This window comes from Paenibacillus sp. 05T425 (assembly GCF_056396205.1).
On the sequence record NZ_JBFTLA010000002.1, the window covers coordinates 449,776 to 476,262 of the forward strand.

A 26,487-nucleotide genomic window follows, 5' to 3' on the forward strand; every position below is an offset into this window, starting at 1 on the left:
GTTACATCACCGCGCGTTCTGGCGCCTCTTGTTCGGTGCTGCGGCGGATGAACGGCGGGGCTTCGCCGAACTTGCGCTCCAGACGAACGGCGGCATAGAGGAAGAGCAGCAATCCTAGCAGAGATACCGCTACGGACAACGGCGTAATCCATATCGTTGACGGCTGGGTGAAGAAGGGGATAAAGGACACGGCCAGTATTGGCGGAGCGTTCCATTTGAACTTGCGGATCAGCCACATCACGGCTACCGTATTCAGAAGTATCGACAGAACGCCGGTGCTGAAGTGCATGCACACCGAGCCGATCAGCGATGCGGTTATTGCGCCAAAGGCGATTTTTCCGACGACATCCTTTTTGAAAGGCTTCGATATGAACAACAGGCTGAATGCGCCCAGCGTAGGGAAAAACAAAGTATGCATAATCGAAACATGCAGGGAGATCCAGTAGATCAGAACAATATAAGCACAGATAGCTACGGACTTAATGGTCATTATGATTGGATCCTTCTTTCTTTTTGATGAGAATAATAGCTGCGGCGCTTACGTAACGCAGGCGCAGCAACAAGTATTATAACACAAAAAAACGCCGTCCATAGAGATGGACGACGTTATATGGTATACATTAACAAATGAAGGAGTGGCGAAATGCTGCTGCATAAAGGAGAAATATTGTTTCGCCAAGGAGAGACGGGATCGCTCTACCATCTCCGCAGCGGCATGCTCAAGATCGTCCGAACGCACGAGGACGGGAGTCCGCTTCTCGTTAATATTATTACGCCCTATGAAACGATTCCTCACCATTCCTTGATTAGCCCGATGCCCTACCACGGCACGGCTGTTGCGCTCGTTACGAGCGAGGTGGTCATGCTGCAGCCGAGCGAATGGTATGAAGAACTGGCTCGCAGTCCGGAGAAATATCAGGAGGTCGCTTTGCTTCTGCAAAGCAAGCTTCGCATGCTGCAGCAGCGTATTGATCAATTGTCGCAGGTGAAGCCGATGGACAAGCTGATCAAGCTGCAGCAATGGTTCCGTCAATATATCGGTGCATCTTCGCTAACGGACGTCCTGACGCAGGACGAGATCGGCCAATTGATCGGCTTGCGCCGCGAGACGGTCAACCGGCTGCTTCGCGCTCAAGCTTCTGATTCCGCGGTTAGGCTGCCGGAAGGTCCGAAGAACTCGTAGCTGATATGATCCGCAGCGACTCCCCATTCGTTTAACATACCGTATACGGTCTTCATGAAAGGGACGGGGCCGCAGAAATAGAAGCGCGAGTCCGGCGAAGCKACGACCGATTGCAGCCAAGCTAGATCCACATACCCTTCTTTATGAAAAGCTTGTTGCTCTCTGTCGCGTATGTTCGGTTGATTATACACATAATAGACTTTGAGATGTTGATGTCTATTTTGCAGCGCTTCAACTTCCTGCTTCATGGCATGAACATTTCCGTTCTGCGCGGCGTGGATGAACGCAATCTCTCGTCCGGGCTGTTGTTCGAGAGCTGTATGGAGCATGCTAAGCATAGGCGTAATACCGACACCTCCGCTGAGCAGGACAAGCGGCTGATCGTCATTCGTATTCAGCGTGGAATCTCCGGCAGGCGCCGATAGCCATAACGCATCGCCTTGCTGAATTTGCTCATGCAGGTAGACGGATGCGATGCCGGCCGGACGATCCTGCAGCGTGTTTTCGCGTTTGACGGTAATGCGATAATAAGGGTTGCCTGACTTGTCGGACAAGCTGTATTGACGTATATGCGTATACTTCTCGCCGGGAATGTCCAATTTGACGCTTATATATTGACCTGCCTCGTATAGAGCAAGCGCTCCGCCATCCTGCGGAACAAAGTAAAAGGAGGTGATAACGTCGCTTTCCTCTACTATTTTCTCAACCGTGAACGCTCTCCAACCGTCCCAGCCTCCGGACTGACGCTTCGCCTCTTCGTACATTTCAGCTTCTACGCTAATGAAGACATCGGCAATGACGCCGTAAGCTTCACCCCAAGCCTGCAAAATGTCATCCGTCGCAGCATCGCCAAGAACATCCTTAATCGCCTGCAGCAAGTGATGGCCGACAATTGGATAATGCTCCGCCTTCACGCCTAAGCTGCGGTGCTTATGCGCGATTTGTTTGACCACGGGCAGGATGTCCGGCAGGCGGTCAATATGCAGTGCGGCCGCATACACCGTATTGGCAAGCGCCGTTTGCTGTCTTCCTTGCTTCTGGTTCGCATGGTTGAAAATATGGAGCAGCTCGGGATGGCTCGCGAACAGCATTTCATAGAAACGCTTCGTAATGGCAAGTCCGTGCACTTCGAGAACCGGAACGGTTGATTTGATAATAGCTACTGTATTGTTGCTTAACATGAAATATCCCCTCCTGGAGGTTTATACGGAAGTTTGTGATGATGCAGCCTTAGTATAAACAATCGCAGGAAGCTATATATGTGATTGAAAACACAGCAAAAAGCAACGATTTGTGACGGCCGTCGAGTGGGGGCTAACCCCGCTGGTCTAGATACAGCTCTAGCTGCTGAGGTGTCTCAAATTCGGCAATGTGTACGGTATGCGACTGGAGTAGGGAGCGCAGCCGCTCATCAAGAAGCAGAATCATGTCCCGCAGCTCGGATAATCGATCGGAGGCGAGCAGCTTAGGCAGATCAGGCAATCCAACAGCGATATATTCATGCATGTAGTCTGCGGTGGCGAGTACGGCGCTTGGCCAATAGCCATTTCTCGAATAGTAGAGGAAACGTGCAATCTCATCCTGGGCGCCGATGGACCAGAAGAAAGCTGTCGTATAATCATTCGCCTCGCAAGCCGTTAACAGCTTATCGAATTGCCCTCTGATTTCCTCGTAAAATCCTTTCATACGCCCTTTGTAATCAGGTCCGGCCGCATAATGCGCCTTCTGGGCGTTCAACAGTTCCAGCATATCTTGCACAAGCTGCTCGCTTGCCGTTTGTATTTCCTTTGTCTCGCTTGTCTGCATAAAAGTGTGCATGTGTTCATCCAGCCTCGCTGGTTTCAGATGAAATTGGTTGATTTGCTCTGTGTTTTTGCCCCAGCCTTTCGTGAAATAAGTACCGTTAAGCAGAGCGAGGGCATACAGCACATGAGTTAGAACTCCATGCGCCTCCGTTCGGAACAGTGTCAGATTACCAGTTGAGTCGTTGTGGAGCAGAGACATTTGGTAGAGATGAACGTAGGCGTCGCGCAAATGATTTTCCGCTTTCTCTATGAGGGCGAGCGATGGCTTGCCGGTTTCGGAGATTCGCTTGCGGAGCTGCTCGAAGCGGGCAAGATCGGCGTCCGAACGGACGTACAGCAGCTTGCAGTCGGCGATGATGGATGTATTCGGCTCTTCGAAAGCGGCCATCCGCTCCGCGCGCTCCCAGCTGATGGGCCAAAAGTCGAAGCTGATGCCGCCGCATAGGAACGAAAGAGCCGCGCGGAAGCCTCGCGGCGTAGATGGAATGAAGAAGAAGTCGAGGTCGGAGCGGGAGGTAGCCGTTCCTTGCGCATAAGAGCCGTAATAGGCGACCAGGGCTATATCACCTTTGAAGCGGGTTTGTATATGCTGAATGAGCGTTTGGGCAACCTCGAACACGTTTGCCATGACATTCACGCCTCCTTTAATACGGATGGGTATCACCTAAAGTATATAGGAGGCCGGAAGCATACATCCGATAAAGAATGGTTTAAAAGGAGCTGTTGGTTTTGTCACTTTCGATAGACGGAATAAGTTGTTTTTGCCTGTATTTCATACAGTCTAATCGGCCCCAATCGCCTAATAAGCGACTTTTGAGTGGAGAACATACAGTCAAACCGGCATTTTAGCCCTTAGCAGGGTTCCTCTGTCCATTAGACTGTACACAATCCAATCAAACTCTGATATCGTATCGTTTCCGGCCATTTGACTGCACAAAATCCATTCATATCCCCGAATAGGAAATGGACAATCGAAAAAGGACCGCAGCCTCCACTTTACAGTGGAAGCCGGAGGTCCTTAGCGTAAGGATTTTGGGACGACAGCCGACTATTCCAGGCAGCGGTCTTGGAGCGCTGCGCGCTTATCGGCATCGAGGCCGAACTCTTGCTCCAGGAAGCTGTCCGTGTCGCCGTACTTCGTATCGATAGCGCCGAATACGGCTTCCATGAACTCGCGGCGGAGCTGGAACATCGCTGACAAGCGCTCCATTTGCTCTTCGTCGAGAAGCCCGGCCAACTGCTCCTTCATCTTCTCGTTCATCGAGACAAGCGTAACGTTCGAGATCAGGTAGTCTTCAATAATCGTCTCGCGATCGACGCCGAGAGCAAGTAGAATGAAGGCGCTGCCGATGCCGGTACGGTCGCGTCCGGCTGCGCAGTGGTGCAGCAGCCCGAGGCTCTCCGATTCCTGAAGGAGCGACATCAGCTTCTTGAAGGAGACGTTGTCGATGGCCATCTGCACGTACATGTCGGCGAACGTCTCGACGGACATATTACGGAACAGGTCGGACTTCAGCATCTCGCGAATATCGCCTGTATTATGAGGCTGGTTCATCGCAGGAACACGAACGTTAGCTACGTTATCGAAGAGAGGGTCCGGCTTAAGCTCGGCTTCTTTGTCGTCGCGGTAATCGAACACGGTCTTAATGCCAAGCGAAGCGAACAGCTCGCGGTCGCTCTCTGTCATGCCTGTCAGCTCGGCGGAGCGGAAGAGCAGCCCGCGCTTCACCTTGCGTCCGTCATTCGTCTCATATCCGCCCATGTCGCGGAAGTTAAGTACGCCCTGGAAAGGCAGAACTTTTACATCGGAATCGTTAACTTGCTGCGTTGTCGTCGTCATTATATCGTATAAGCTCCCTTCATCTAGACCCGTTTATTTCGTTAACATAACTGGTACGCAACTAGAATACAAGTTGAATGTTAACTTGAAATTATTGTGATGCGAAGGTTTTGTAAAGGGTTAGGAGCTGTAATTTTGTGGTTGACATCGTTTTCAACGGATGGTAAAGTGACAATTAGATTTTATTCGAGAGGAGGGTTACGTTACATGCGGAAATTTATGAGAGCCATTGCAGCAGGAATCATGATTCATCGTTTCAACATGAATAACGTAATCCATCCGCGCGTCATTTCCCTGTAATAAGGGAGTATACCCGTCAATAGGGGCGCAGGGTTACGTTACCGTAACTTTGCGCCTTTTCGTTTGCCGCAATCGGGTTGCGGCAGCCTGTTCGCAGGCTGCCCGCACGTCCCGCGGCGGAAGGAAGAAGCGTGTCGTTGCGGCGGCGCGCTTCTTTTGTTTTTTTCTAAGGGAAGAATGTCGTAAGGATGGATAGCGGAAGGTGTGGTAGAGAAGGATGTTTATTGTACTCAAAAAATTAAAATGGTTTTTCGGCATGAACTGGAAGCGGTATACGCTAGCGATCACGCTCCTCGTTCTGACGGGATTCATCGATGTCATTCCGCCGTGGCTGATCGGTTATACGATTGACGGCATTCACCAAGGCGTACTGGGCGACGCCGACTTCCAGCTTATTGTAGTCAGCTGGATCGCTTTAACGATTATCGGGTATGTCATTACATATGTGTGGCATTATCAATTGTTCGGGGGCGCATTCGTGCTGGAACGATTGCTTCGGTCGAGGTTGATGCGGCATTTCCTGAAGATGACGCCGACGTTCTACGAGCGCAACCGTACGGGCGACCTGATGGCCCGATCGACGAATGACCTTGGCGCGGTGGCGACGACAGCCGGTTTCGGCATCTTGACGCTCGTCGATTCGACGCTGTTCATGATTACGATTCTGATCGTCATGGCCGGCCTTATCAGCGTGAAGCTGACGTTGGCTTCGCTTCTGCCGCTGCCTCTTATGGCGCTGGCGATGAGCTACTTCGGCAAGAAGATTCACGAGCGGTTCATGGACGCGCAGGACGCCTTTGGCGATCTGAATGACCAGGTTCTGGAGTCTGTAGCGGGCGTGCGGGTTATCCGCGCATTCGTACAGGAGGAAGCGAGCGAATCGAGATTCAAAGCGAAGACGAAGGAAGTGCTAGGCAAAAACATCGCAGTCGCCAAGATCGACGCGTTGTTCGAGCCGACGATGAAAGTGCTTGTCGGAACGAGTTACTTGATCGGTTTATGTTACGGCGGTTATCTCGTATTCCATAATGAAATTACGCTTGGCGAGCTTGTCTCGTTTAACGTATTCCTCGGCATGCTCATCTGGCCGATGTTCGCCATCGGCGAGCTTATCAACATTATGCAGCGCGGCAACGCGTCGCTTGATCGTGTCAACGAGACGCTCGGCTATAAGCCGGACGTTCCCGAAGCCGCCGATCCGGTTGCGGTGAAGGAGCCGGAAGGTCTTCAGTTCCGGGATGTTACGTTCCGTTACCCGTCCTCGACAGTCGACAACTTAGCGGACGTGTCGTTCACGCTTCGCCAAGGCCAGACGCTTGGTATTGTCGGTCGGACCGGCAGCGGCAAAACAACGCTGTTGAAGCAGCTGTTGCGCGAGTACCCGCTTGGACAAGGCGATATTACGATCTCGGGCTCATCGATTGGTCATCTGCGCACGCAGGAGTGGCTGCGCTGGGTTGGCTATGTGCCGCAGCAGCCGATTTTGTTCTCGAGAACGGTGAAGGAAAATATTATGTTTGGGAAGAGCGATGCGACGGATGAAGATATGCAGCGTGCTCTGCAACGCGCTTCGTTCGCGAAGGATATTCAGTTCCTTCCGGACGGTCTCCAGACGATGGTAGGCGAGAAGGGCGTTGCGCTGTCCGGCGGGCAGAAGCAGCGGGTCAGCATCGCCAGGGCGCTTATCGCCGATCCGGAAATATTGCTGCTGGACGACGCTTTGTCCGCGGTAGACGCGAAGACGGAAGCGGAAATCATTGACGGCATCCGTACGGAGCGCGTCGGCAAGACAACGCTTATTACGACGCACAGGCTGTCGGCCGTTCAGCATGCGGACTGGATTATCGTCCTCGACGAAGGACGCATCGTACAGGAAGGCACGCATGAGCAACTGCTGGAGAACGGCGGCTGGTATCGCGAGCAATACGATCGCCAGCAGCTGGAAGCTTTTATCGAAGAGTAATAGGTGCAGATTCATAATTTAGGGGCGTGAAGGACAATGAAACAGACAACGGGCAAGAGGTTGTTTCAATACGCCATGCTTTATAAGAAACCGATCCTGCTGGCGCTGCTGCTGCTCGTGCTTGCGGTCAGCGCGGAGCTTGCAGGACCGTTCATCGCTAAGCGAATGATTGACCAGAACATTCTCGGTATCGAGAAGAAGTGGCATGAGGTTTCGGCAGAACAGCCGTATGCGGTTCTTTATAAAGATAAATGGTATAAGCGCGAGGATCACTTCGCTGCGGATGAGCAGAAGGGCGCAGAGGTTCGCGTGCTTCAATCGGTACGCCAGTTCTATTGGCTGGAAGAGCCGCTGAAGTTCGAAAGCGGCAAGCGTGTCGTCACGGACGGCACGATGACCATAACGAGTAAGGAAACAGGCGAGCAAGCGAGCTATCCCGTGACCAAGCTATCGTCTTCGGAGCTGTACAGCTTCTACAAGCCGGAATTTCCGGCTTTGCTGACAATGGCGGCGCTGTACTTCGGCTTGCTGCTGCTTGTGGCTGTGTTCACGTACGGCCAGCGGCTGATGCTGCAGACGTCGGCGAACAAGATCGTCCGCCGGATGCGGAACGACATCTTCGCGCATACGCAGCGGCTGCCGGTCAATTATTACGATAATTTGTCGGCGGGCCAAGTCGTCTCGCGTATTACGAATGATACCGAGGCGATCCGCGAGTTGTACGTCGCGGTGCTGGCAAACTTTTTTACGGGCATTATTTATATGGCGGCGATCTATGGGGCATTGTTCCTGCTCGATGCAAGACTGGCGCTCATTTCGTTGCCGCTAGTGCCGATCCTTATCGTATGGATTATCGTTTACCGCAAGTTCGCGGCGCGTTATAACCGCATTATCCGCTCCAAGCTGAGCGAGATTAACGGCATGCTTAACGAGTCGATACAAGGGATGCCGATCATTCAAGCATTCCGTCGCCAAGAGGAAACGAACAAGGAGTTCGAGTCGCTTAATGAGCATTATTACAAGTATCAGAACAAGCTGCTCAGCTTGAACTCCATTACATCCCATAACCTCGTTAACGTCGTGCGGAACATTCTGTTCCTCATTGTCATCTGGCTGTTCTGGGGAGATTGGTTCGGCACGGCTGTATCGGTAGGCGTTCTGTACGCCTTCGTCGATTACATGAACCGGATGTTCGCGCCGATTGTCGGTATCGTKAACCAGCTGTCCAACCTAGAGACAGCGCGCGTATCGGCAGAGAGGGTGTTCCTGCTCATGGACGAGGAAGGCATCGACGTCGTGCCTGGCACGATGGATCGTTACAAGGGCGATGTGCAGTTCGAGCGCGTCTCGTTCGCTTACAAGAAAGGCGAATACGTGCTGAAGAACATTGATTTCCATGCGAAGCAGGGCGAGACGGTCGCGCTTGTCGGTCATACCGGCTCGGGCAAAAGCTCGATCTTGAATCTGCTGTTCCGCTTCTACGATATTAATGAGGGCCGTATCGTCGTGGACGGCAAGGAGGTTCGCGATATACCGAAGCAGCTGCTGCGCCAGCATATGGGCATCGTGCTGCAGGATCCGTTCCTGTTCACCGGAACGATCGCCTCGAACGTCAGCTTGGATAACCCGGCGATCAGCAGGGAGAAGGTCGAGCAATCGCTGCGCGATGTCGGCGCCTACGAAATGTTCAGCGTGCTGCCGGGCGGTATTGACGCGCCGGTTATCGAGAAGGGCAGCACGCTGTCGGCCGGTCAGCGGCAACTGATCTCGTTCGCGCGGGCGCTCGCATACGATCCCGCGATTCTGATCTTGGACGAGGCGACGGCGAGTATCGATACGGAGACCGAGGCGATCATTCAAGAGGCGCTCGATGTGCTTAAGAAGGGGCGAACGACGTTCGTTATCGCGCATCGGCTGTCGACGATTCGCGCGGCCGATCAGATTCTTGTGCTCGACCGCGGCGAGATCGTCGAGCGCGGCAATCACGAGCAGTTGATGGAGCATCGCGGCAAATATTACGCGATGTATCAGCTGCAGCAGGGCGGCGCGACGCAGCCGGCATAAGGCGGTTTGAAGCCTGCCTGCTCCATGCCGGGGCGGGGAATAGTGAAGGATCTCATGAAATAGTGAGTTAAATCTCACTATATAGTGGTGATATTGGCTGTTTGCGGAGATTAGTGAGGCAAACCTCATTAGCCGTGAAGCTGACTTCATGGGCAGTGAGCTTTGCCTCATTATTTGGCGGAGCGCGGTATCATTCAGCGTAATTAGTGAGTTTGTTTGGGTTCATAGATAGTGAAGTAGACCATATAAGCGAAGAAGGCTAGCTTCTCCATTAGGAGAGGCTAGCCTTCTTTATATATAAGGAGGAGGGGTTAGCGTGATCTGATAAATTAGGTTTTGAAGCGTCCGATCGTTTCATTCAGCGTGTTCGCCAGATTGCGAAGCTGCTCGGATGAGCTTGCGACCTCTTGCATCGAGGCGAGCTGCTCTTCGGAAGCGGCTGCTACGCGCTGCGCGTTATCTGCCGATGTAGCTGCAATGCCTTCGAGCTGGTCAAGCGAAGCGGCGATCTGTTCGCTGCCGGCCGACATCTGCTCGGAAGCGGCGGATACCTCTTGCACTTGGCTGGATACATCGCGTATCGACGTAACGATGGCGCGGAACGATTCGCCTGCCTTCGCGCTCACGATTGATCCTTCTCGGGCTGCGACTGCCGATTTCTCCATCGTCAGCACCGCATGCGACGTACCGCTGCCGATGCTGTGCAGAATCGCGCCAATCTGCTCCGATGATTCCTTCGAACGTTCGGCCAGCTTGCGAATTTCATGAGCAACAACGGCGAACCCTTTGCCGTGCTCGCCGGCACGCGCTGCCTCGATCGATGCGTTAAGCGCCAGCAAATTCGTCTGATTCGCAACATCGCCGATCATCGCGAGGATGCCGCCGATCTTATCGCTTTGCTCCTTCAACTCGTGAAGCGTAGCGACGGTTGTCGATACATGCTCTTCAATCTCGTGCATCTGTTGCAGGGTAGAATCAATGACACTCTCGCCTTCCGAAGCAAGCTGACTTGTATCTGCGGCTAGCTCGGATACGGAAGAGGTTGATTCCGCAATACGTTGTATGCCGACGGTCATCTCCGTCATCGCACGCTGACATTCTTGGAAGCTTTGCAACTGCGTATCTGAACCAACGGCTACCTCTTGAATCGCTTCTGTCACATCTTGCGTTGCTTGCGAGGTCTGCTCCGCGCTCTGCTGCATGTTGGCCGCAGCGCCCGCAACCTCGCCTGAAGTTGTGCTAATGTTACCTGCCAGCTCGCGCAGGCTTGCGATCATTGCGTTAAACGAGGTTCCTACTTGAGAAATTTCGTTTTGCCCTTTAACCGCAACGGCAAGCGTAAGATCGCCCTGAGCGGCTAACGCCGATACTTCTGCCAGCCTCTTGAGAGGCTTAAGCACCAAACGGATAAGTACGACAGCTATTAGAATAGCGATGACTGAGAATATTGCAGCAATGATAATGCTTTTCCATAATAGCTCGCTAAGCTTGGCGTTAATGAAAGCATAGTCGATATCAACTCCGAACATGCCTACTACTTGACCATCTTTAGATTGAAGCTCAGTCATTAAGGTGACCCATTGCCCGATCTGGTCCTCATAAACCTTGGAAACCGCAAATCCGTCTGCCGATGCTTCGGTGAACGTTGGCTGCAAAATCTCCGGAATCTCATAGGTGTCGCCGGGAGCAAAACCGGCAGCATGAAGCGCATCGTTGCTTTGCATAACGGTCGCGATCTTCTTCCCGTCTTGTTCAGTTACTTCGGGCATGTATATATAAGCATTCGCCACTAATTCGTTCTTTATCATCGTGTCCAGCAGTTGCTTAAGCTGTTGAAAAACATCGCCCTCCGTATCGCCGCCAGCCTTAATCTCCTCGTAGCCTCGGCCCAGCAAGAAGTAACTGGCTTCCATCTGGGCACCGAGTGTTTCACCGGTACGATTAATCTCCTGCGTAAAGGCGTTTTTTTGGCTGTTATAGGATAACGTCTCCGTAACTCCGATAACGACAATTAATAATAAAGCTAACACAATTGAACTTGCCACTACTAAACTTCTGTTGAACGCACGAAACATCCCATCACTCTCCAAAACATTGATTATGATGAATATCGTCGATTTATGTCGGATTATGTAGGTGGTAATTTGTGGAATCGACAATTCTAGTTGTATTTTCTGCAATAAGCATAACAATGGGATATTAGAAAAATGCGAGAATCAATGTTAGAAAAGTGTTGAATATATAAGCTTCCGAGCGGAATTCAGCTAACTTTCAGTCGGCTTTAAAGGACAATTAAGGAAGTGAGAGTAGGATGTTCCTGTAACAACATTATCGATGAGAGGTGGAATTACGAATGCTTCAATTGAAACCGAAAGCAAAAGCGATAACGGCAGGAGCCATCGCGCTTACTTTGACACTGGGAGGCGGCGTGCTTTGGAGCAGTCAATATGTGAATGCTGCCTCGTCTGACGTTGCTCAGACCGATTCTGACCAAACCGGCAAAGCGGCCGACGGTGCAGAGAAGAAGGGCAGGGGCGGGCAATTCGGCGGACATGGCCTCGGAAACATACAAGAACAGCTTCTCGCGTACTTGGCTATTGATGAAGCAGCGTTGAAGACACAGCTTAAGACGAGCACGCTCAGCGAAATCGCAGTGGCGCAGGGCAAAACACGCGAAGAGTTGAAAGCGAAGCTAATCGAATGGCTGGAGGCGGAGCGTGCGAGCGCCCCGGCCGCATCTGCGGACACCGATAAGCTGAAGGACGGACAAGCAGAGAAGACGAAACCAACCGCTGCCGAGCAGGCGGAGAAGCTGCTTGATTCCAAAGGCGGCGGACAGGGGCTAGGCAAGCATGACGGTCGCGGCGGGAAGGGCTTTGGAGGCGGAGGGCTTGAAGCGGTAGCTGCAGCGCTAGGCCTAGGAGCGGACGAGCTTAAAGAAGCACTGGATGGCGGGAAAACGATTGCGGCACTTGCTGCCGAGAAAGGCATAGCCGTACAAACCGTTATTGATGCGCACATAACCGAAGTGAAAGCCAAGCTCGCCGAGAAGCTTGCGGCGGGAGAGTTGACGCAGGAGCAGTATGACCAGAAGCTTGCAACCTTGGCTGAGCATGCTGAGAAGCTTGTAAACGGCGAGCTTCAAGGGCGCGCTCAAGATGGCGGCAAAGGTCCGCGCGGGGAGCGTCCTAACGGAGCGCGAGGTACGAAGGAAGGTGACAAGCCGGCAGCGGAGAACGGGGCACAGGCAAGCGAAAGCGAATCGGCATCTCAAGCCGAAACCGGAGCAAGCGCTTAAGACGAACAATGGCAGTACAGGAGGCTAATCCTGTACTGCCATTCGTTGTTTATGCAGTGCTTTATGCTGCACTGCCGGCCAGCAGCGCTTCGAACTGATGGGCCGGAAGCGGCTTGCTGAATAAGTAGCCTTGCAGTTCATCGCACTTCAGCTCCTTGCAAAATTGCGACTCGTCATCGGTTTCAACACCTTCTGCCACGACCCTCATATCCATACTGTGCACAAGCTCGATAATAGCCCGAACGATCGAGGACTTCTTCTCGTCGGTCGTAATGCCTTGAATGAACGAGCGGTCAAGCTTCACATCGGAGATCGGCAGCCTTTGCAGCTGATTAAGCGTTGAGTAGCCGGTGCCGAAGTCGTCCATCGAGATTAAGATGCCGAGCTTGCGCAAATACTGGATCGTTTCAATGACTTGCTCCATATTGCGCATGAAGACGCCCTCCGTAATTTCAATGCTGACGTATTCCGGCGATAATTGCGTATCTTCTAACGCGGATACGATCATTTCGATTAAGTTTCCTTGGAAAAAATGTCTGCCCGAGATGTTAACCGATACGCATATCGGAGGTAATCCCGCATCCTGCCACGCTTTGTTCTGGCGGCAAGCCTCGCGGAACACCCATCGGTCAATTTCTAATATGAAGCCCGCCTGCTCGGCAAGCGGAATGAACTTATCTGGCGGAATAAGGCCCAGCTCGGGATGCTGCCAGCGGATAAGCGCTTCTATGCCGCATAACTTCCCTGTCGAGGCGCTCATTTTCGGCTGATAGTGTAAGGAGAATTGGTTCGTTTGCAGCGCATTGTAGAGTCCGTTCTCCAAGTGCATCTTCTCTGTCATGACCGAGGCCAGCTTCGGCTTGTAGAAGCGGTAGCAGCCGTCGCCCTCTTCCTTGGCGCTGTACATGGCGATATCCGCGTTGCTAATAACGGTGTCGATATCTTCACCGTCGAGCGGATATAGACTAATGCCAATGCTGATTGTTAAGTAAAGCGGCATGCCGTCGATATCGAAAGGCTTGGAGAATGCTTCGCCGATCTGTTCCGCCATGTCGTGCACCTCCGCAACGTCGGTATATGAGCCGGCGAAGACGAATTCATCGCCACCGAGACGGAATACATCGAAGCTCGTTGCAGTCTCTGCGAAGCGGCTGGCAGCCTGCTTCAGGAGTCTATCGCCGGTTGCATGGCCAAGCGTATCGTTTACTTGCTTGAAGCGATTAATATCGGCGAACATAACAGCAATCTTATGCTCATTACCGGCATGTATCGTAATCATGTCTTGAATATGCTTCGTAAAGTGAAGCCGATTCGGCAAACCTGTCAGCATGTCGTAATAAGCGAGGCGATGAAGTTTCTCCTCCGATTGCCCAAGCATATACGCTTGAGCTTGCAGGCGCTCGCTGTTTTTCTGCGTCTCACCGAACATGTGGACGAGATTGACCGCCATTTGCTTGAAGTTGCTAATTAAGGCATGGATCTCGAAAATATTGCTGGACGGCCATTCGATCAGGTCTTCCTGCTTTAGGCGGCTCGGCAGATTGTTCGTCGCTTCGGCTAGTCGCTTCAAGCTTCTGCCTAGCCAGCGGTTAATGAAGAACGCAACAAGTGCGGCGAATAAGGCGAGTGTAATCAAATAAATGAAATGCGTGATGTATTTATTAAAAAGATAGTATTGATAGTTATGTAAAGGAATATCGATATGGATCATGAGGCCCGTATCATGGATGGGCGAGGCGTAACGGAACTTGCCTTCATGCCAAGTCGAGATATGGAGCGGATGCTCTTTAAGTACAGGAATAAGCAATTGAAGGTTGTTGCTTAGCGCTTTGTTAATCCGGTAGCTTGAGGTGTCATTACGGATGCTGCCGTTCCAAGGGATGACAGTGCCGCTTCCATCTGTAATGGTAATGGTGTATAGAGCGGACGAATGCTTGGCAATCAGCGATTGCAGGTATGCAAGCGTGGCCTCGGACTTATTGTCGTCATATCGAATCCTGCTCTCCATATATTCTCTTCCGATCATCGAAGCTACGTTGCTGGAAAGCTGCTCGGCGTGGCGGCTGGCTTCCTTGAAGGAGCCCGTGCTGCTAATGTAAATATTCAATAGAAACGGCAGTATAACGCACACGATCGAGAAATGAAACATGACGCGGTTGAGGGAGCTGGATCTGCGCCAATTGCGAGCGATGCCGGACCACTTTGAGAGCGGCAAATATTGCAGGGCAATATCGGCACACAGCGCGTTCAGCAGTCCGTTGATCGCCACAATCGACGTAACGAGCATCAGATCGGTCCCCATAGCGTTATATTGACCAACATGCGTAATATACGTTAGTGGGGCAGCGATAAGCAGCCAAAAGGCAGCGTCGCAGACGAACAGATGACTCGGGAACTTGCGAACGAGCAGACCGACAATGGCAATTTCCAGCAGTCCGATGTTATGGAATAGAGATTGATCCATAAGCTGAGTCCCAATCGTATGCACGACTGCGGCGGCCAGCAATCCGGGCCAGAACCCGAACAAGCGAAGTCCGACTAACAGGAATACGCTTGTAAAGGTGAATGTTATGCCATATAGAAAGGGATAGCCAAGTCTCTCGCTGATTAAAGCGAGCAGCGTGCATAGTAGAAAGGACAGGGCGATGATCCATCGATTACGCTTCGGTTGCTGTACAGTACTCAATTCGGGCCTCCTGGTAATATGTCAATGGAACGATTACGGTTGGATTTGACAATAAAAAAAGGATGCCAAACGGCACCCTCCTGCGGTCACGAATCATTAGGGTAACCCGGCGATCATGGCGTCATTACGCTGTAGACCCGTAGCTTTGCGTCCTATGCTTTCGCATAGTTTGCCCTTTGCCTATTCGGCTTTTCACCTAATATTCGACAATTTATTCTAAATTCCTTCTTTTTTTGAAGTATAGGAATATAGTTTCACACTTTACCTCATGCCTATACTTCACCGGAATGAAACGCGCCTCGCCACCAAGGATGGCACAGAACCGAGCTGCGCAAAGACGCAGCTAACGGTTCGTGCGTAGCGACAGCCTTTTCACCTTGCGCAAACTTGAAAACTAAGCTTTCAGTACGTCGTGATCGACATAACGCTCGCCATTCATTTCGCTAATGATGTTGATAGCAGCTTTGGCGCCGTCGCCGGCCGTAATGATCGCATGAACGCTTACGCCTGCTACCGTTCCAGCGGCCCAGATTCCGGGAATGTTCGTTTTGCCGCTTGGATCGACAGCGACTACCGTCTTGATGCGCGGCTCAGTACCCGCTTTTGTCTGAACGCCGATATGCTCGGCAAGGTCAGTTGCGGCTCCGGTAGCGAGCAGGACATGCTTTGCCTCGTAAGCTCCGCCATCGGATTCAATCATGAAGCCGCCTTCGATGACAGTAATGTTCTGAACGGTTTCCTCCTTAATCTCGGTGCCGAATTTGAGCGCCTGCTTCTTGCCTGTCTCGATGAGATCGGGACCGCCGATTTCGACAACGCCGTAATGGTTCTCGAACCATGCGCGTTTCGTCATCCCTTTGTTATTTTCGAACATGACTGTCTTTTTGCCTGCCTTCGCGCTAAAGATCGCTGCGCTTGCTCCTGCGGGTCCAGCTCCGATAATTGCAATATCGTACACGCGTCCAACCTCCAAATGTATTTATTTCGTTCCTCTTTCGTTTTCGCCAATATTATATAAATGTTCCGCGGCAAAAATCAATCGGACAATTCTAGCCCGTTCACGATATGTTCATTATTGACGCGTTGCATTCGAACCGCGTCTTTGATATAGTTCGATTATCGAATAGTTCTACAGTAGAATTAGTTTGTCCGAGTCATTGAAGTCATTAGTGTTCGGACCATTACGACAGAGAAGGAGGATCTGATGCGGGAATGGATCTCAAACTATCCAAAGAAATTATACATCGCTACGAGGCTGCCCACTTCTTGGTTAACCGCCGATTAAACGCTTTGATACGCGAGCTGATGCCGGAAGAGCTGACGATCGACCAGTTCTCGACGCTGCGATATTTGCATAGCCAGGGGCGGAGCACGTCCTCGGAGCTGGCTGATATTTTCTGCGTGGGCAAAAGCTCGATTACGGCCATTATTAATCGCCTTTTCGACAAGAATCTGATTTATCGTCTGCCTGATGAGAAGGATCGGCGCGTCACGTATTTAGCGCTGACAAAGGAGGGAAAGCAGCTTTTTGACGAGATGGATGTAAAGATGTATGAGCTGCTGCTAAAGTATATCAGCCCGTTCGACGAGCAGGAAGCGATCACGTTCATTCAGACGTTCGAGAAGCTCGCTCATGAACTAGGCAAACCACAATAAGGCTATGAAGCGTAATCGTGAAGGGAGAGCAGAGAGAGAATGAGAGTCATACTGAAGCTGAAGTGGTTAGTGCTTGTATTATGGATTGCGGTGGCAGCAGGGCTGATGATTACCGCGCCGGCAATGGGGGAGCTTGTACGGACCAAAGGACAGATCGGCGTGCCGGAAGGTTACTCCTCGCATATCGCTAGCGAGCTCGTGAAGGAAGTGGGAGGCGACGATGGCGCAAGCGGCATGGCGACCGTGCTCGTCTTCCATAAGGAAGGCGGCTTATCGGAAAGCGACCTAGCCGAAGTGAAGGGCGGCGTTGATAAGCTGAAGGCTGAAGGCGAGGCCATCGGCGTCACGTCGGTTACAAGCCACTTCGATACGCCTGAGCTGAAACCGCAGATGGTGTCCGAGGACGGCAGCACCGTTCTGACGCTTTTGAGCGTCGAGGCCGGCGACCGGGAGCTGGTCGAGCTGAAGGACGGTCTGTATGAGTCGCTGTCCGATATCGGCATTGAGCATTATTATACCGGCAACTGGATTATCTCCGAGGATGTTGTGCAGAGCTCGCAGGAAGGGCTTAAGAAGACGGAGCTTATTACGGTCGGATTCATACTTATCATCTTGTTCATCGTCTTCCGTTCGGCGGTTGCGCCGATTGTGCCGCTGCTGGCGGTGGGCTTTACTTACCTCACCTCACAGTCGATAGTCGCATTCCTCGTGAAGTATGCCGACTTTCCGCTATCGAACTTTACGCAAATTTTCCTCGTTGCCGTCTTGTTCGGCATAGGCACGGACTATTGCATTCTGTTGATCAGCCGATTCAAGGAAGAGCTAGCCCATCGCGGCGACATTACGGAAGCGATCGTTCATACGTATCGCACGGCAGGCAGAACGGTGTTGTTCTCCGGGCTTGCGGTGCTGGTCGGCTTCGCGTCAATCGGCTTCTCGACGTTTATGCTGTATCGTTCGGCCGTTGCGGTCGCTGTTGGCGTAGCGGTGCTGCTCATTGCGCTGTTCACCATCGTCCCGTTCTTTATGGCTGTGTTGGGCAAGGCGCTGTTCTGGCCGGCGAAGGGCTCATTGGAGCATAAGCCGAGCAAGCTATGGGGCGCTGTCGGCAGCTTCTCGCTGAAGAAGCCGGTATGGGCGCTTGTGATATTGGCGGTTATTGTTGTACCGTTCCTCACCGCTTATAAGGGCTCTATCTCATTCAATTCGCTTGACGAGATCGGCGACAAATACGATTCCGTTAAAGCATTCAATATTATTGCGGAAGGGTTCGGACCAGGCGAATCGTTGCCAACGACGGTCGTCGTGAAGACCGATCAGCCGCTGGATACGCCGGAGGGACTGGCAGCGCTGGAGCAGGCGAGCCGCGAGCTGGCGAAGGCCGAAGGCGTGAAGGCGGTTCGCAGCGCCACGCGGCCGATGGGCGAGGCGATGGAGCAATTCCTCGTCGCCGACCAGGTCGGTACGCTCGAGGATGGACTTGGACAGAGCGGCGAAGGACTCGGCAAGATCGGCAGCGGCTTGTCCGAGGCGAGCAGCGCGCTGAACGAGAATGCGCCGAAGCTGGCCGAAGCGGTCGACGGTGCTGGAGAACTCGTCTCCGGCACGAATGAGCTGAAGACGGGCGTCGAGCAGCTTGGCGCTGGTCTGAGCAAGATCGAGCAAGGGCTGCTGGACGGCTCGGCCGGAGCGAAGGAGTTAACCGCTGGGCTTGAGCAGGCGCATGCCAGCGCGGTTCAATTGGCTGCTGCGAGCACGGAGCTTGCGGGCAGCTATGAGCAGCTTGGCGGCGGTCTGGATCAGTTGACCGGCGCTTATAGCGCAGTCGCCGCTGAGCAGGCGAAGCTGGCGGAAGGGCTGGCCGGCGTGCAGCAAGGCTTAAGCGGGCTGACGGACAACTATCCTGGACTGGCGGAAGATGCCGCATTCCAGGAGGCGCTTGGCGCGCTCGCCCAGCTGCAGCAAAGCGCTGCCGGCGTTCACGCCCAGCTTGCGCAGATGAACGCGCAGCTTGGCGCAATCAATACCGGCATGAAGCAGGCGAATGCTGGGTTCACGCAAGCCTCGCAAGGCCAATCCGCGCTTGCAGGCGGACTTGAACGATTGGCAGCCGGCATTGCCGAGCTGCAGAAGGGCATTGAGCAGGCAGCGGCAGGCCAGGGGCAGATCGTTTCCAAGCTGCCGGGCGTAACGCAGGGTCTTGGTCAACTGTCAGAAGGGCAGAAGGAGCTGCAGTCGGGCTTCGCGGCGCTTGGTGATCAGCTCGGCGAGCTGACGAGCGGACTCGACGATAGTGTCAGCGGACTTACGCAAGTGACGGATGGCCTGCAGTCGGCTGGCGGTTACTTGAATGGTTTGGCAGATTCGCCGAATAAACAAATGACGGGCTGGTATATTCCCGAAGAAGCGATTGCGAACGAAGAGTTCCAAACGGCACTTAATGTGTATATGTCCGAGGATCGCCATACGGCTAAGTTCGATGTCGTATTCCGTACGAATCCTTACGAGCAAGATACAATGGCTGAAGTTCCTTCGCTGGAAGCAGCCGTGGAACGGGCTCTGCAAGGCACGGCGTATAGCGATGCCGAGATTGCAATCGGCGGCGTGACGAGCATGAACCACGATCTGAGCAATATATCGTCGGCCGATTATTCGAAGACGGTTGTGCTCATGCTGATCGGCATAGCGATCATTCTGATCGTGCTGTTCCGTTCAATCATTATGCCGCTCTATATGATCGCCTCGCTGCTCGTTACGTTCTACACTTCGATGGCGATTACGGAAGTTATATTCGTACGTTTGCTTGGTTACTCGGGCGTCAGCTGGGCCGTGCCGTTCTTCGGCTTCGTCATGCTGGTGGCGCTCGGCATCGACTACAGCATCTTCTTAATGGATCGATTCAAGGAATATCGCCACCTGTCGCCTTCCGAGGCGATCCTTGAAGCGATGAAAAATATGGGTACCGTCATTATGTCCGCAGCCGTCATTCTCGGCGGCACGTTCGCGGCGATGCTTCCATCGGGAGTCATGTCGCTGCTGCAAATCGCAACGATCGTCCTGTGCGGGTTGTTCTTGTATGCGATGGTTATGCTGCCGTTGTTCATACCGGTCATGGTTCGCATGTTCGGCCCAGCCAACTGGTGGCCGTTCATGGGACGCGAGCGTGATGCCGACTCCGGCGCTTCCATCGGTTCGCACGGTCAGCGAGCTCGCATTGCCTCGCATGACCCGAAGTAAGTCAGATGTTTGTTGATAAATGAAAGAGGCCGTCCCAATAGCCAGTAGGCTGTTGGGACGGTTTTTGTTGTTTATGTGGAGGCTTTATGTGAGATAGAGATCGGTTCTCTATTTCTCCCAAGTCAGCTGAAATTGGTGGAATATGAGGTCTTTGCCGCGAGACTTGATAATGCGACTAAAGTTTCTTCGTTCGTTGCAGCTCCAGCTGTGGTTCAGCGGCAGGTGCGGCAGCCTCCTGCTGAGGGAACTGCAGCTCATATAGCTGCTTGTACCTGCCTTGCGCCGTAAGCAGCTCATCATGCGTGCCGGATTCGAGGATAACGCCTTTATCCAGCACGTAGATCGTATCGGCCTGCTGAATCGTTGACAGCCGATGCGCGATGACGAGGCAGGTGCGGCCTTCGAGCAAGTGCGCGAGAGCATCTTGAATCGACTTCTCGGATTCCGTATCGAGCGAGGAGGTTGCCTCGTCCAGTATGATGATGGCTGGATTTTTCAGTATGGCGCGGGCGATCGATATGCGCTGCTTCTGTCCTCCGGACAGCTTCACCCCTCGTTCTCCGATCTGGGAGTCATAGCCTTGCGGGAACGACATAATGAACTCATGCGCGCTTGCGGCCCGCGCGGCAGCCTCGATTTCTTCATCGGACGCGCCTTGCTTCCCGTACACGATGTTCTCGCGTATCGTACCGTTCAGCAGCACAATATCCTGCGAAACGATGCCAAGATGCGAGCGCAAGGACGCCAGCTTCAATTGCTTAAGCGAAATGCCGTCGAGCGATACCGTACCCTCCTGAGGGTCATAGAACCGCGTCATCAAATGCGTAATCGTCGACTTGCCGGCACCGGAAGATCCGACGATGGCGGTAATCTTGCCCGGAGCAATCTCGAATTCAAATTTCGACAGCACCGGCACATCATTGTGATAGGCGAAGCTGACGTTGTCGAAGACGACGTGCCCTTGCACATGGGTCAGCGTAATAGCATCCGGAGCATCGGCAATTTGCGGCTGCGTGCCTAATATATCGACGATTCGCTCGTAAGCGGCAGCCGATTGTTGAATCGTATTAATGGTGCGGCTGAAGCGGCGGATCGGATTTTGCAGCAGGCGAAGGTATGCCATAAAGGCAACGATGGTGCCGATCGTCATGCTTCCGTCCATCGTGAAGCGTGCTCCGAACAGCAATACGGCAGCGAGTCCAATGAACAAGAGCATGTCGATCACCGGCTCGAACACAGCCCGCGTCTTCACGGCATGCAGATTCGCCTTCATATTGCTCTCGCTTCGCAGCGCAAAGCGTTCAGCTTCGAAGTCTTCGTTGGAAAAAGATTTAATGAGTCGAATGGATGATAACGTATCTTGCAGATGGTTGCTTACCTCGGCTACCGTCTCTTGCACTTTCTTAAAGGCCGCTCGCATCCGCTTGCCGAAAAATTGCGTCGTAAGAAGCATAAGCGGAAACGTTGCGAGCACGATGAGCGTTAACTGCCAGTTGATCCACATCATATAAGCAGCGACGGCGATGAAGGTGAACCAGTCGGTTATGATCGACATCATGCCCGACGAGACGAGCTGCTGAAGCATGTTCACATCGTTCGTGACGCGCGACATTAGATCGCCTGTGCGGTTGCGGTCGAAGAAGCCGATATCAAGCCGCTGAATATGCCGATACAGCTCGCCGCGTATGTCGTATACGGCGCGCTGGCCGACGGAAGCCATTAATAAGCTGCTTAAATAATTGAACAGCCCTAGCAGCAACGCCGTACCTAGCACGCCCAGCGCTACCCAAATCAAGCTGTCGTAACGCTGACTTGGAATGATGTCGTCAATCGTCCATTGCGTAAGACGCGGAATGGCGAACTCAAGCAGCGATACGGCAATGATGCAGATGAAGGCGGCTGCCATGAGCATCCATTGCGCTCGCACATGGAGAAACATTCGCTTGTACATGCTCCATATACTGCCGCGAGCTGGTTTCTTGGCCGGTAAAGGCGGCATTCGATTGCCCATAAAACCTGGATTCGGGTTCATGCTCGCATCACTCCGTTTCCTCGATAGCGCCGGACGCCTGCTGTGCGTATGCATCAAGCAACGAATTGATCTGCTGCTGCTGCTGCGATAACAGCGATTGAAGCTTGGACGAGAGCTCCTTGCTTGCCGAAGCTTCTTGCTCGGCGCGCGTCACAAGACGAAGCAGGTCGAAGGACTCGTTCGATAGGCCAAGCTTGCGTCTCATCTTCTCGAATCGATAGGCTTCCACTTCGGGAGGCAGTTTCCCGTTTTCGTCCCGTTTGGGGCGTTCGGGAAGCAGGGAGAGGGCGGATCGACCTTGTTCGGTGATCGAGTAAACCTTTTTGCTGCCGTCGTCCTCTCTGACCGAGACGAAGCCTTTTTCCTCCAGTGCTTGCAGTGTCGGGTAGATGCTGCCTGCGCTAGGAATATAGAGACCGCCGGATTGCTCCTCCAGCGTCTTCATAATCTGATAGCCGTGCATCGGCTCCTCGGCGAGCAGTCTGAGCAGCGCAATCTTCACGCCGCCGCGGCCGAAGTAACGTTTGCCGGAGCCAGGTTCTTTATGTGGATGCATAGTAGGTCTCACCTCGCTTGTATAATACGATATATCGTATTACTAAGTTAACGATATATCGTATTGAAGTCAATAGCCATTTTCCATCTTCGTCATTGTGTGGCTCTTATCATCATTGACAATGATTATTATTATTATTTACAATATCGGAAATATTTAAGCAAAGCTTGGGACGGAAGTTAATCTGCCATCGTTGTGATGATCTAGACAGCCCGTTGTGGTAAAATAAGACCAAGGTTACTCATATGATCCTCATTGGATGTGCTGAAAGCATGAACTTCAAAAACGACCATTTTCTTGAAAGAATCCTCTCCTTGTCCAGATGGTTCTTCTTAGTAGTTGCTGGAATTGTATACGTTTACTATTTTCATCATACGAAAGCAGATACTTGGCGCATAATCGTATTATTCAGCTGCTCAGTCTTGTATATATGGAGCTTGGGCGTCGTTATAAGGCGGGGAGAATGGACAGACGATGTCGTGAAAGCAACTGATATTTTATTATATTCCGCTAAGAAACAAGGCCGTAACTGTATTGTATGGGGAGTTGCCGACCGATAAATAAGGTAGGACACAACGAAATGCGCTACGGGGAGGGTATGAAATGGATAACAAGTGGAGGAGGCGCGGCTGGTATAAGCTTTTGCTACTACTCGTACTTGTGTTTATCTTGCTCAGTGGATGCGCCTCTCATAACGAGAACATAACCAGACAAGAAAGCAGTCCGCCTGGTGTGACGGATCGTATCACGATTAGGATTGCACAGAGCTTGCCTAATGACGTGCGAACCAAATCGCTGCAGACGCTTATTGAAGCTTTTGAACGGCAGCATCCAAGCATTAAGGTTGAACTCGTATCAACCGACTACGCCACGGCGGATAAGACGATAATGAAGCTGCTTGGCGAGGAGCAAAGGATAGATATTGTAGAAGTGAGAACCGGCAATTTGCAATCACTTGTCTCTGAGGGACTTATTGAAAACCTTCAGCCCTATGTTGCGCAATGGGATCAATATAGCATGTTAAGCGAGAACGCTCGTACCGCTGCAACCAGTCTAGACGGTACGCCTTACTACATTCCGAGCGGTCTATACCAGTCGCAATTGTATTATCGCAAAGATCTGTTCGAAGCCAAGGCGCTTCAAGTGCCTGAAACGTGGGAGCAGTTGTATTTTGTCGGGAAGCAGCTTACGAGCGCTCCGCGCAACCAATTCGGCTATGCCTTCCGCGGTGGAACGGGTGCTACCCGAATGTTGAATCAGATCATCCAGGCGTACAACAGCGACGATGTGAACCTGGGAGATCCGATGTACAGACATGACGGCAAGTCTATATTTGCCGATGATGGAGCTCTCCAAGCTATAGAGCTGTATCGTAATATATACGCCGACACATCGCCTCCTGAATCTATTAATTGGGGGTTCAACGAGCAGGTAGAAGCGTTCGCGAACGGCATGACGGCGATGCTGATTCAAGATTCAGACGCGATCGCGCTTATTGAGGAGAAGCTTGCGTACGGCATCTGGGCTACTGCTCCGCTTCCAGCTGGTCCCGATGGGGTGTCTTATTACAGTGTCGGCGGGGCGGGATGGGGAATTTCGTCCAAGTCCGGGCATAAGAACGAGGCATGGGAGCTGATCACCTTCTTATCGTCGACAGACAACCATATGAAGTTTGCCAAAGATACCGGCGTTATACCGATCTATAATAATGTGGACGACTCGGAGTTTTTCAAAACTGGAGCGTTCGCTCCTTATATTCTTATGAATAACAATCCTGTACGCTATGCGGGAACGAGAACATTAGGCGGCTTTGCTCAAAATGGGGATTACACGCAAAATGGACCGGACATGCTAAGAAAGTATTTGCGTGGAGATTGGACGGGAGAGCATCTGTTGGAAAAGCTTGACGAGATGTGGGAACGATCGCCTGAGTAGGAACATACAAGCGTAACGATGAATGGACGTTGCTTCATTCGCTTACACTATCTCTATATGCAGTTTGACCTTCTCCTGCATCGCCGATACGATAAGAGGGATAGTCGATTAGGTGAAAGGAAGAGTAAAGTCTATGAAGCGCTTATTAATTGTGTTTACAGGCGGGACCATTGGCAGCAGAAGCGCAGGCCGCGAGATTCAGGTGAATGAGTCAGGCTCGTATGCTTTGCTTGACGCTTATCAGGCTAGCGGCTTGAAGCGCGAAGAAGTCGTATTGGATACGATTCAGCCTCTTAATATTTTGAGCGAAAATATGACGCCGAATCATTGGGGCATTTTAGCCGCCGCGCTCAAGGAAGCGGACTGGCGGTCCTATGCGGGCATAATTGTGACACATGGCTCCGATACGCTCGCATATTCAGCGGCGATGTTCAGCTACTTGTTCGCTGATATTACGATTCCGCTCGTATTTACGGCGAGCAATTATCCTTTAGAAGACGAGCGGAGCAACGGCCTCGGCAACTTTAGCCACTCGATAGATTACATATTGGATGGCGAGCTGCCGGGCGTTTTTGTCGTCTATGCGAACGACAAGGCCGAGCCCATTGTCTATCTCGGTACTCGGATTACGCAATGCGAATCGTTCACCGATCAGTTTCGTTGTCCGTATGACCTGCCTTACGGCAAAATGGTCAATCGTAAGTTTGTACGGCTTGCGCATGACCATAATCCGACACCGGAGCAGCTTCGCGGCCGGAAGGATACCGGCTTGGCGGAATGGCAAAGTGAATCGCTTGCTATAGATTCAAGCATCGTATACGTGAAGCCCTATCCGGGATTGAATTATAGCTATTATCGGTTTGGCGAGGGTGACGAGCGGCGGCCGAAGGCGATTCTGCATGATCTTCATCATTCGGGAACGGCTTGCGCGGTAGATGAAGAACCGTATTCCCTAACTCGATTTATTGAAGCTTGCCAGACACAGCAGATTGACGTCTACCTTTGTCCGGTTAAGGACAGCTCGGATTCTATGTATTCCTCGTCGCTGAAGCTGATTGAGGCGGGTGCGATTGTGATCGAGAAGCTATCGGTAGAAGCGGCGCTTACGAAACTCATGCTGGGATGGGGCTTATATGGCGGATCGGGTGACGATGCTCGCGAAAGCGTTAAGTCGTTCGTAACGGGCGCGTCTATCTTTTACGAGAGGAATGAAGCATGCGATGTTCATTGACAGAGCGGAGTTCCTAACAGCTGAGCCGTTGGATCGGCTTATATCCTTTTACAACGAAACTCTGCAGTTTCCGATTGTAGACGAAGGCTTGAGCGGGCGTGTTACGTTTCAGGCGGGCAACTCCCGATTGACGTTCGTATCCGTGGAGAGCGCAGAGAACGATCCTTATTACCATTTCGCGTTCAATATTCCATCGAATAAGCTGGATGAAGCGAAGGGTTGGATCAGCCGGCATGTGCAGCTAGGCGTTGAGGCAGGTGAGGATGTCTCTTATAGTGCTTTGTGGAATTCGCATTCGGTCTATTTTGCCGATCCAGCGGGTAATATATTGGAGTTGATTGCGCGCCATACGATGGATAACGAGGTGGACCGCCCATTCGATGCGAAGCAGGATGTGCTGAACATTAGCGAAATTGGTTTGCCGGCACACCATGTGCGGTCAGCAGTGGATGCACTCGAGGCACTTGGCATACCGACGTATAAGATAAGAGATGACAGCTTCAATCCGATCGGCGATGATGAAGGTCTGTTCATTATTCGAACGGTAGGGGGCAGGTGGCACTTCACGAATAAGACGGCAGAGAGCTTCCCTATACGTGCTGACATACGAGGGCTCGGTGAGTTGCATTTATATGAGAGCGGCCAACAGCTCGTCATCGAGCAAAATTAATTAATAATAAGTAGAGTAGAGGAGAATATGC

Annotated in this window: 18 protein-coding genes and 1 riboswitch; of the genes, 9 read left to right on the top strand and 9 right to left on the bottom strand. The window is 52.2% G+C overall.

Annotation, left to right across the window (positions count from 1 at the left end):
• Position 1: 1 nt before the first annotated feature.
• Positions 2-490 (bottom strand): hypothetical protein, encoded by a 489-nt coding sequence (locus AC1DF0_RS05820; protein WP_442050124.1) that lies wholly within the window; start codon positions 488-490, stop codon positions 2-4.
• A gap of 153 nt (positions 491-643) precedes the next feature.
• On the opposite strand from AC1DF0_RS05820, the gene AC1DF0_RS05825 reads away from it, so the two are divergent.
• On the top strand, positions 644-1,183 hold the full coding sequence (locus tag AC1DF0_RS05825; protein ID WP_442050123.1) for a Crp/Fnr family transcriptional regulator: 540 nt from the start codon (positions 644-646) through the stop codon (positions 1,181-1,183).
• Here the strand turns inward: AC1DF0_RS05825 and hmpA are convergent.
• The 3 genes from hmpA to AC1DF0_RS05840 all read right to left on the bottom strand — a co-directional run bounded on the left by hmpA (position 1,132) and on the right by AC1DF0_RS05840 (position 4,828).
• Entirely contained in the window at positions 1,132-2,364 is a 1,233-nt protein-coding gene (gene hmpA / locus AC1DF0_RS05830) for an NO-inducible flavohemoprotein (RefSeq protein WP_477573343.1), read from the bottom strand. The two genes, AC1DF0_RS05825 and hmpA, sit on opposite strands and share 52 nt — an antisense overlap.
• A 133-nt stretch (positions 2,365-2,497) precedes the next feature.
• Positions 2,498-3,616, bottom strand: a complete 1,119-nt coding sequence (locus AC1DF0_RS05835; protein WP_477573344.1) for a nucleotidyltransferase domain-containing protein — start codon at positions 3,614-3,616, stop codon at positions 2,498-2,500.
• 420 nt (positions 3,617-4,036) lie between these two features.
• The gene (locus tag AC1DF0_RS05840; RefSeq protein ID WP_442050120.1) at positions 4,037-4,828 is read right to left on the bottom strand and encodes a tyrosine-protein phosphatase; all 792 of its coding nucleotides are present in this window, start codon (positions 4,826-4,828) and stop codon (positions 4,037-4,039) included.
• A 517-nt stretch (positions 4,829-5,345) separates the two neighbouring features.
• Between AC1DF0_RS05840 and AC1DF0_RS05845 the strand changes: the two genes are divergently transcribed.
• The gene (locus AC1DF0_RS05845; protein ID WP_477573345.1) at positions 5,346-7,091 is read left to right on the top strand and encodes an ABC transporter ATP-binding protein; all 1,746 of its coding nucleotides are present in this window, start codon (positions 5,346-5,348) and stop codon (positions 7,089-7,091) included.
• Positions 7,092-7,127: 36 nt separating this feature from the next.
• A complete protein-coding gene (locus AC1DF0_RS05850) occupies positions 7,128-9,155 on the top strand; it encodes an ABC transporter ATP-binding protein (RefSeq protein WP_477573346.1) in 2,028 nt (675 codons plus the stop codon).
• Between the two features lie 329 nt (positions 9,156-9,484).
• Here the strand turns inward: AC1DF0_RS05850 and AC1DF0_RS05855 are convergent, their stop codons facing one another.
• A complete protein-coding gene (locus tag AC1DF0_RS05855) occupies positions 9,485-11,185 on the bottom strand; it encodes a methyl-accepting chemotaxis protein (protein ID WP_477573347.1) in 1,701 nt (566 codons plus the stop codon).
• 323 nt (positions 11,186-11,508) lie between these two features.
• Between AC1DF0_RS05855 and AC1DF0_RS05860 the strand changes: the two genes are divergently transcribed.
• Complete coding sequence (locus tag AC1DF0_RS05860; RefSeq protein WP_477573348.1) at positions 11,509-12,453, top strand: hypothetical protein; 945 nt, start codon at positions 11,509-11,511, stop codon at positions 12,451-12,453.
• 61 nt (positions 12,454-12,514) lie between these two features.
• Here the strand turns inward: AC1DF0_RS05860 and AC1DF0_RS05865 are convergent, their stop codons facing one another.
• Both AC1DF0_RS05865 and AC1DF0_RS05870 read right to left on the bottom strand, forming a co-directional pair.
• On the bottom strand, positions 12,515-15,139 hold the full coding sequence (locus AC1DF0_RS05865) for a putative bifunctional diguanylate cyclase/phosphodiesterase (protein WP_477573349.1): 2,625 nt from the start codon (positions 15,137-15,139) through the stop codon (positions 12,515-12,517).
• 97 nt (positions 15,140-15,236) lie between these two features.
• Positions 15,237-15,323: riboswitch (cyclic di-GMP riboswitch) on the bottom strand.
• Between the two features lie 210 nt (positions 15,324-15,533).
• On the bottom strand, positions 15,534-16,097 hold the full coding sequence (locus tag AC1DF0_RS05870) for an FAD-dependent oxidoreductase (protein ID WP_442050114.1): 564 nt from the start codon (positions 16,095-16,097) through the stop codon (positions 15,534-15,536).
• 254 nt (positions 16,098-16,351) lie between these two features.
• Here AC1DF0_RS05870 and AC1DF0_RS05875 point away from each other — a divergent pair, with 254 nt between their 5' ends.
• Complete coding sequence (locus tag AC1DF0_RS05875) at positions 16,352-16,795, top strand: MarR family winged helix-turn-helix transcriptional regulator (protein ID WP_442050113.1); 444 nt, start codon at positions 16,352-16,354, stop codon at positions 16,793-16,795.
• A 39-nt stretch (positions 16,796-16,834) separates the two neighbouring features.
• Positions 16,835-20,032: an MMPL family transporter gene (locus tag AC1DF0_RS05880; RefSeq protein ID WP_442050112.1), complete on the top strand. Its 3,198-nt coding sequence runs from the start codon at positions 16,835-16,837 to the stop codon at positions 20,030-20,032.
• A 175-nt stretch (positions 20,033-20,207) separates the two neighbouring features.
• Here the strand turns inward: AC1DF0_RS05880 and AC1DF0_RS05885 are convergent, their stop codons facing one another.
• Both AC1DF0_RS05885 and AC1DF0_RS05890 read right to left on the bottom strand, forming a co-directional pair.
• Positions 20,208-22,064 carry an ABC transporter ATP-binding protein gene (locus AC1DF0_RS05885; protein WP_477573350.1) on the bottom strand — a complete coding sequence of 619 codons (1,857 nt, stop codon included), beginning with the start codon at positions 22,062-22,064 and terminating at the stop codon, positions 20,208-20,210.
• Between the two features lie 7 nt (positions 22,065-22,071).
• The gene (locus AC1DF0_RS05890) at positions 22,072-22,620 is read right to left on the bottom strand and encodes a PadR family transcriptional regulator (RefSeq protein WP_442050110.1); all 549 of its coding nucleotides are present in this window, start codon (positions 22,618-22,620) and stop codon (positions 22,072-22,074) included.
• 603 nt (positions 22,621-23,223) lie between these two features.
• On the opposite strand from AC1DF0_RS05890, the gene AC1DF0_RS05895 reads away from it, so the two are divergent.
• The 3 genes from AC1DF0_RS05895 (at position 23,224) to AC1DF0_RS05905 (ending at position 26,456) form a co-directional block, all read left to right on the top strand.
• Complete coding sequence (locus tag AC1DF0_RS05895) at positions 23,224-24,555, top strand: ABC transporter substrate-binding protein (RefSeq protein WP_442050109.1); 1,332 nt, start codon at positions 23,224-23,226, stop codon at positions 24,553-24,555.
• Positions 24,556-24,688: 133 nt separating this feature from the next.
• On the top strand, positions 24,689-25,786 hold the full coding sequence (locus AC1DF0_RS05900; RefSeq protein WP_442050108.1) for an asparaginase: 1,098 nt from the start codon (positions 24,689-24,691) through the stop codon (positions 25,784-25,786).
• Positions 25,776-26,456 carry a VOC family protein gene (locus AC1DF0_RS05905; RefSeq protein ID WP_477573351.1) on the top strand — a complete coding sequence of 227 codons (681 nt, stop codon included), beginning with the start codon at positions 25,776-25,778 and terminating at the stop codon, positions 26,454-26,456. Before AC1DF0_RS05900 ends, AC1DF0_RS05905 begins: the two co-directional genes overlap by 11 nt.
• Positions 26,457-26,487: the final 31 nt, after the last annotated feature.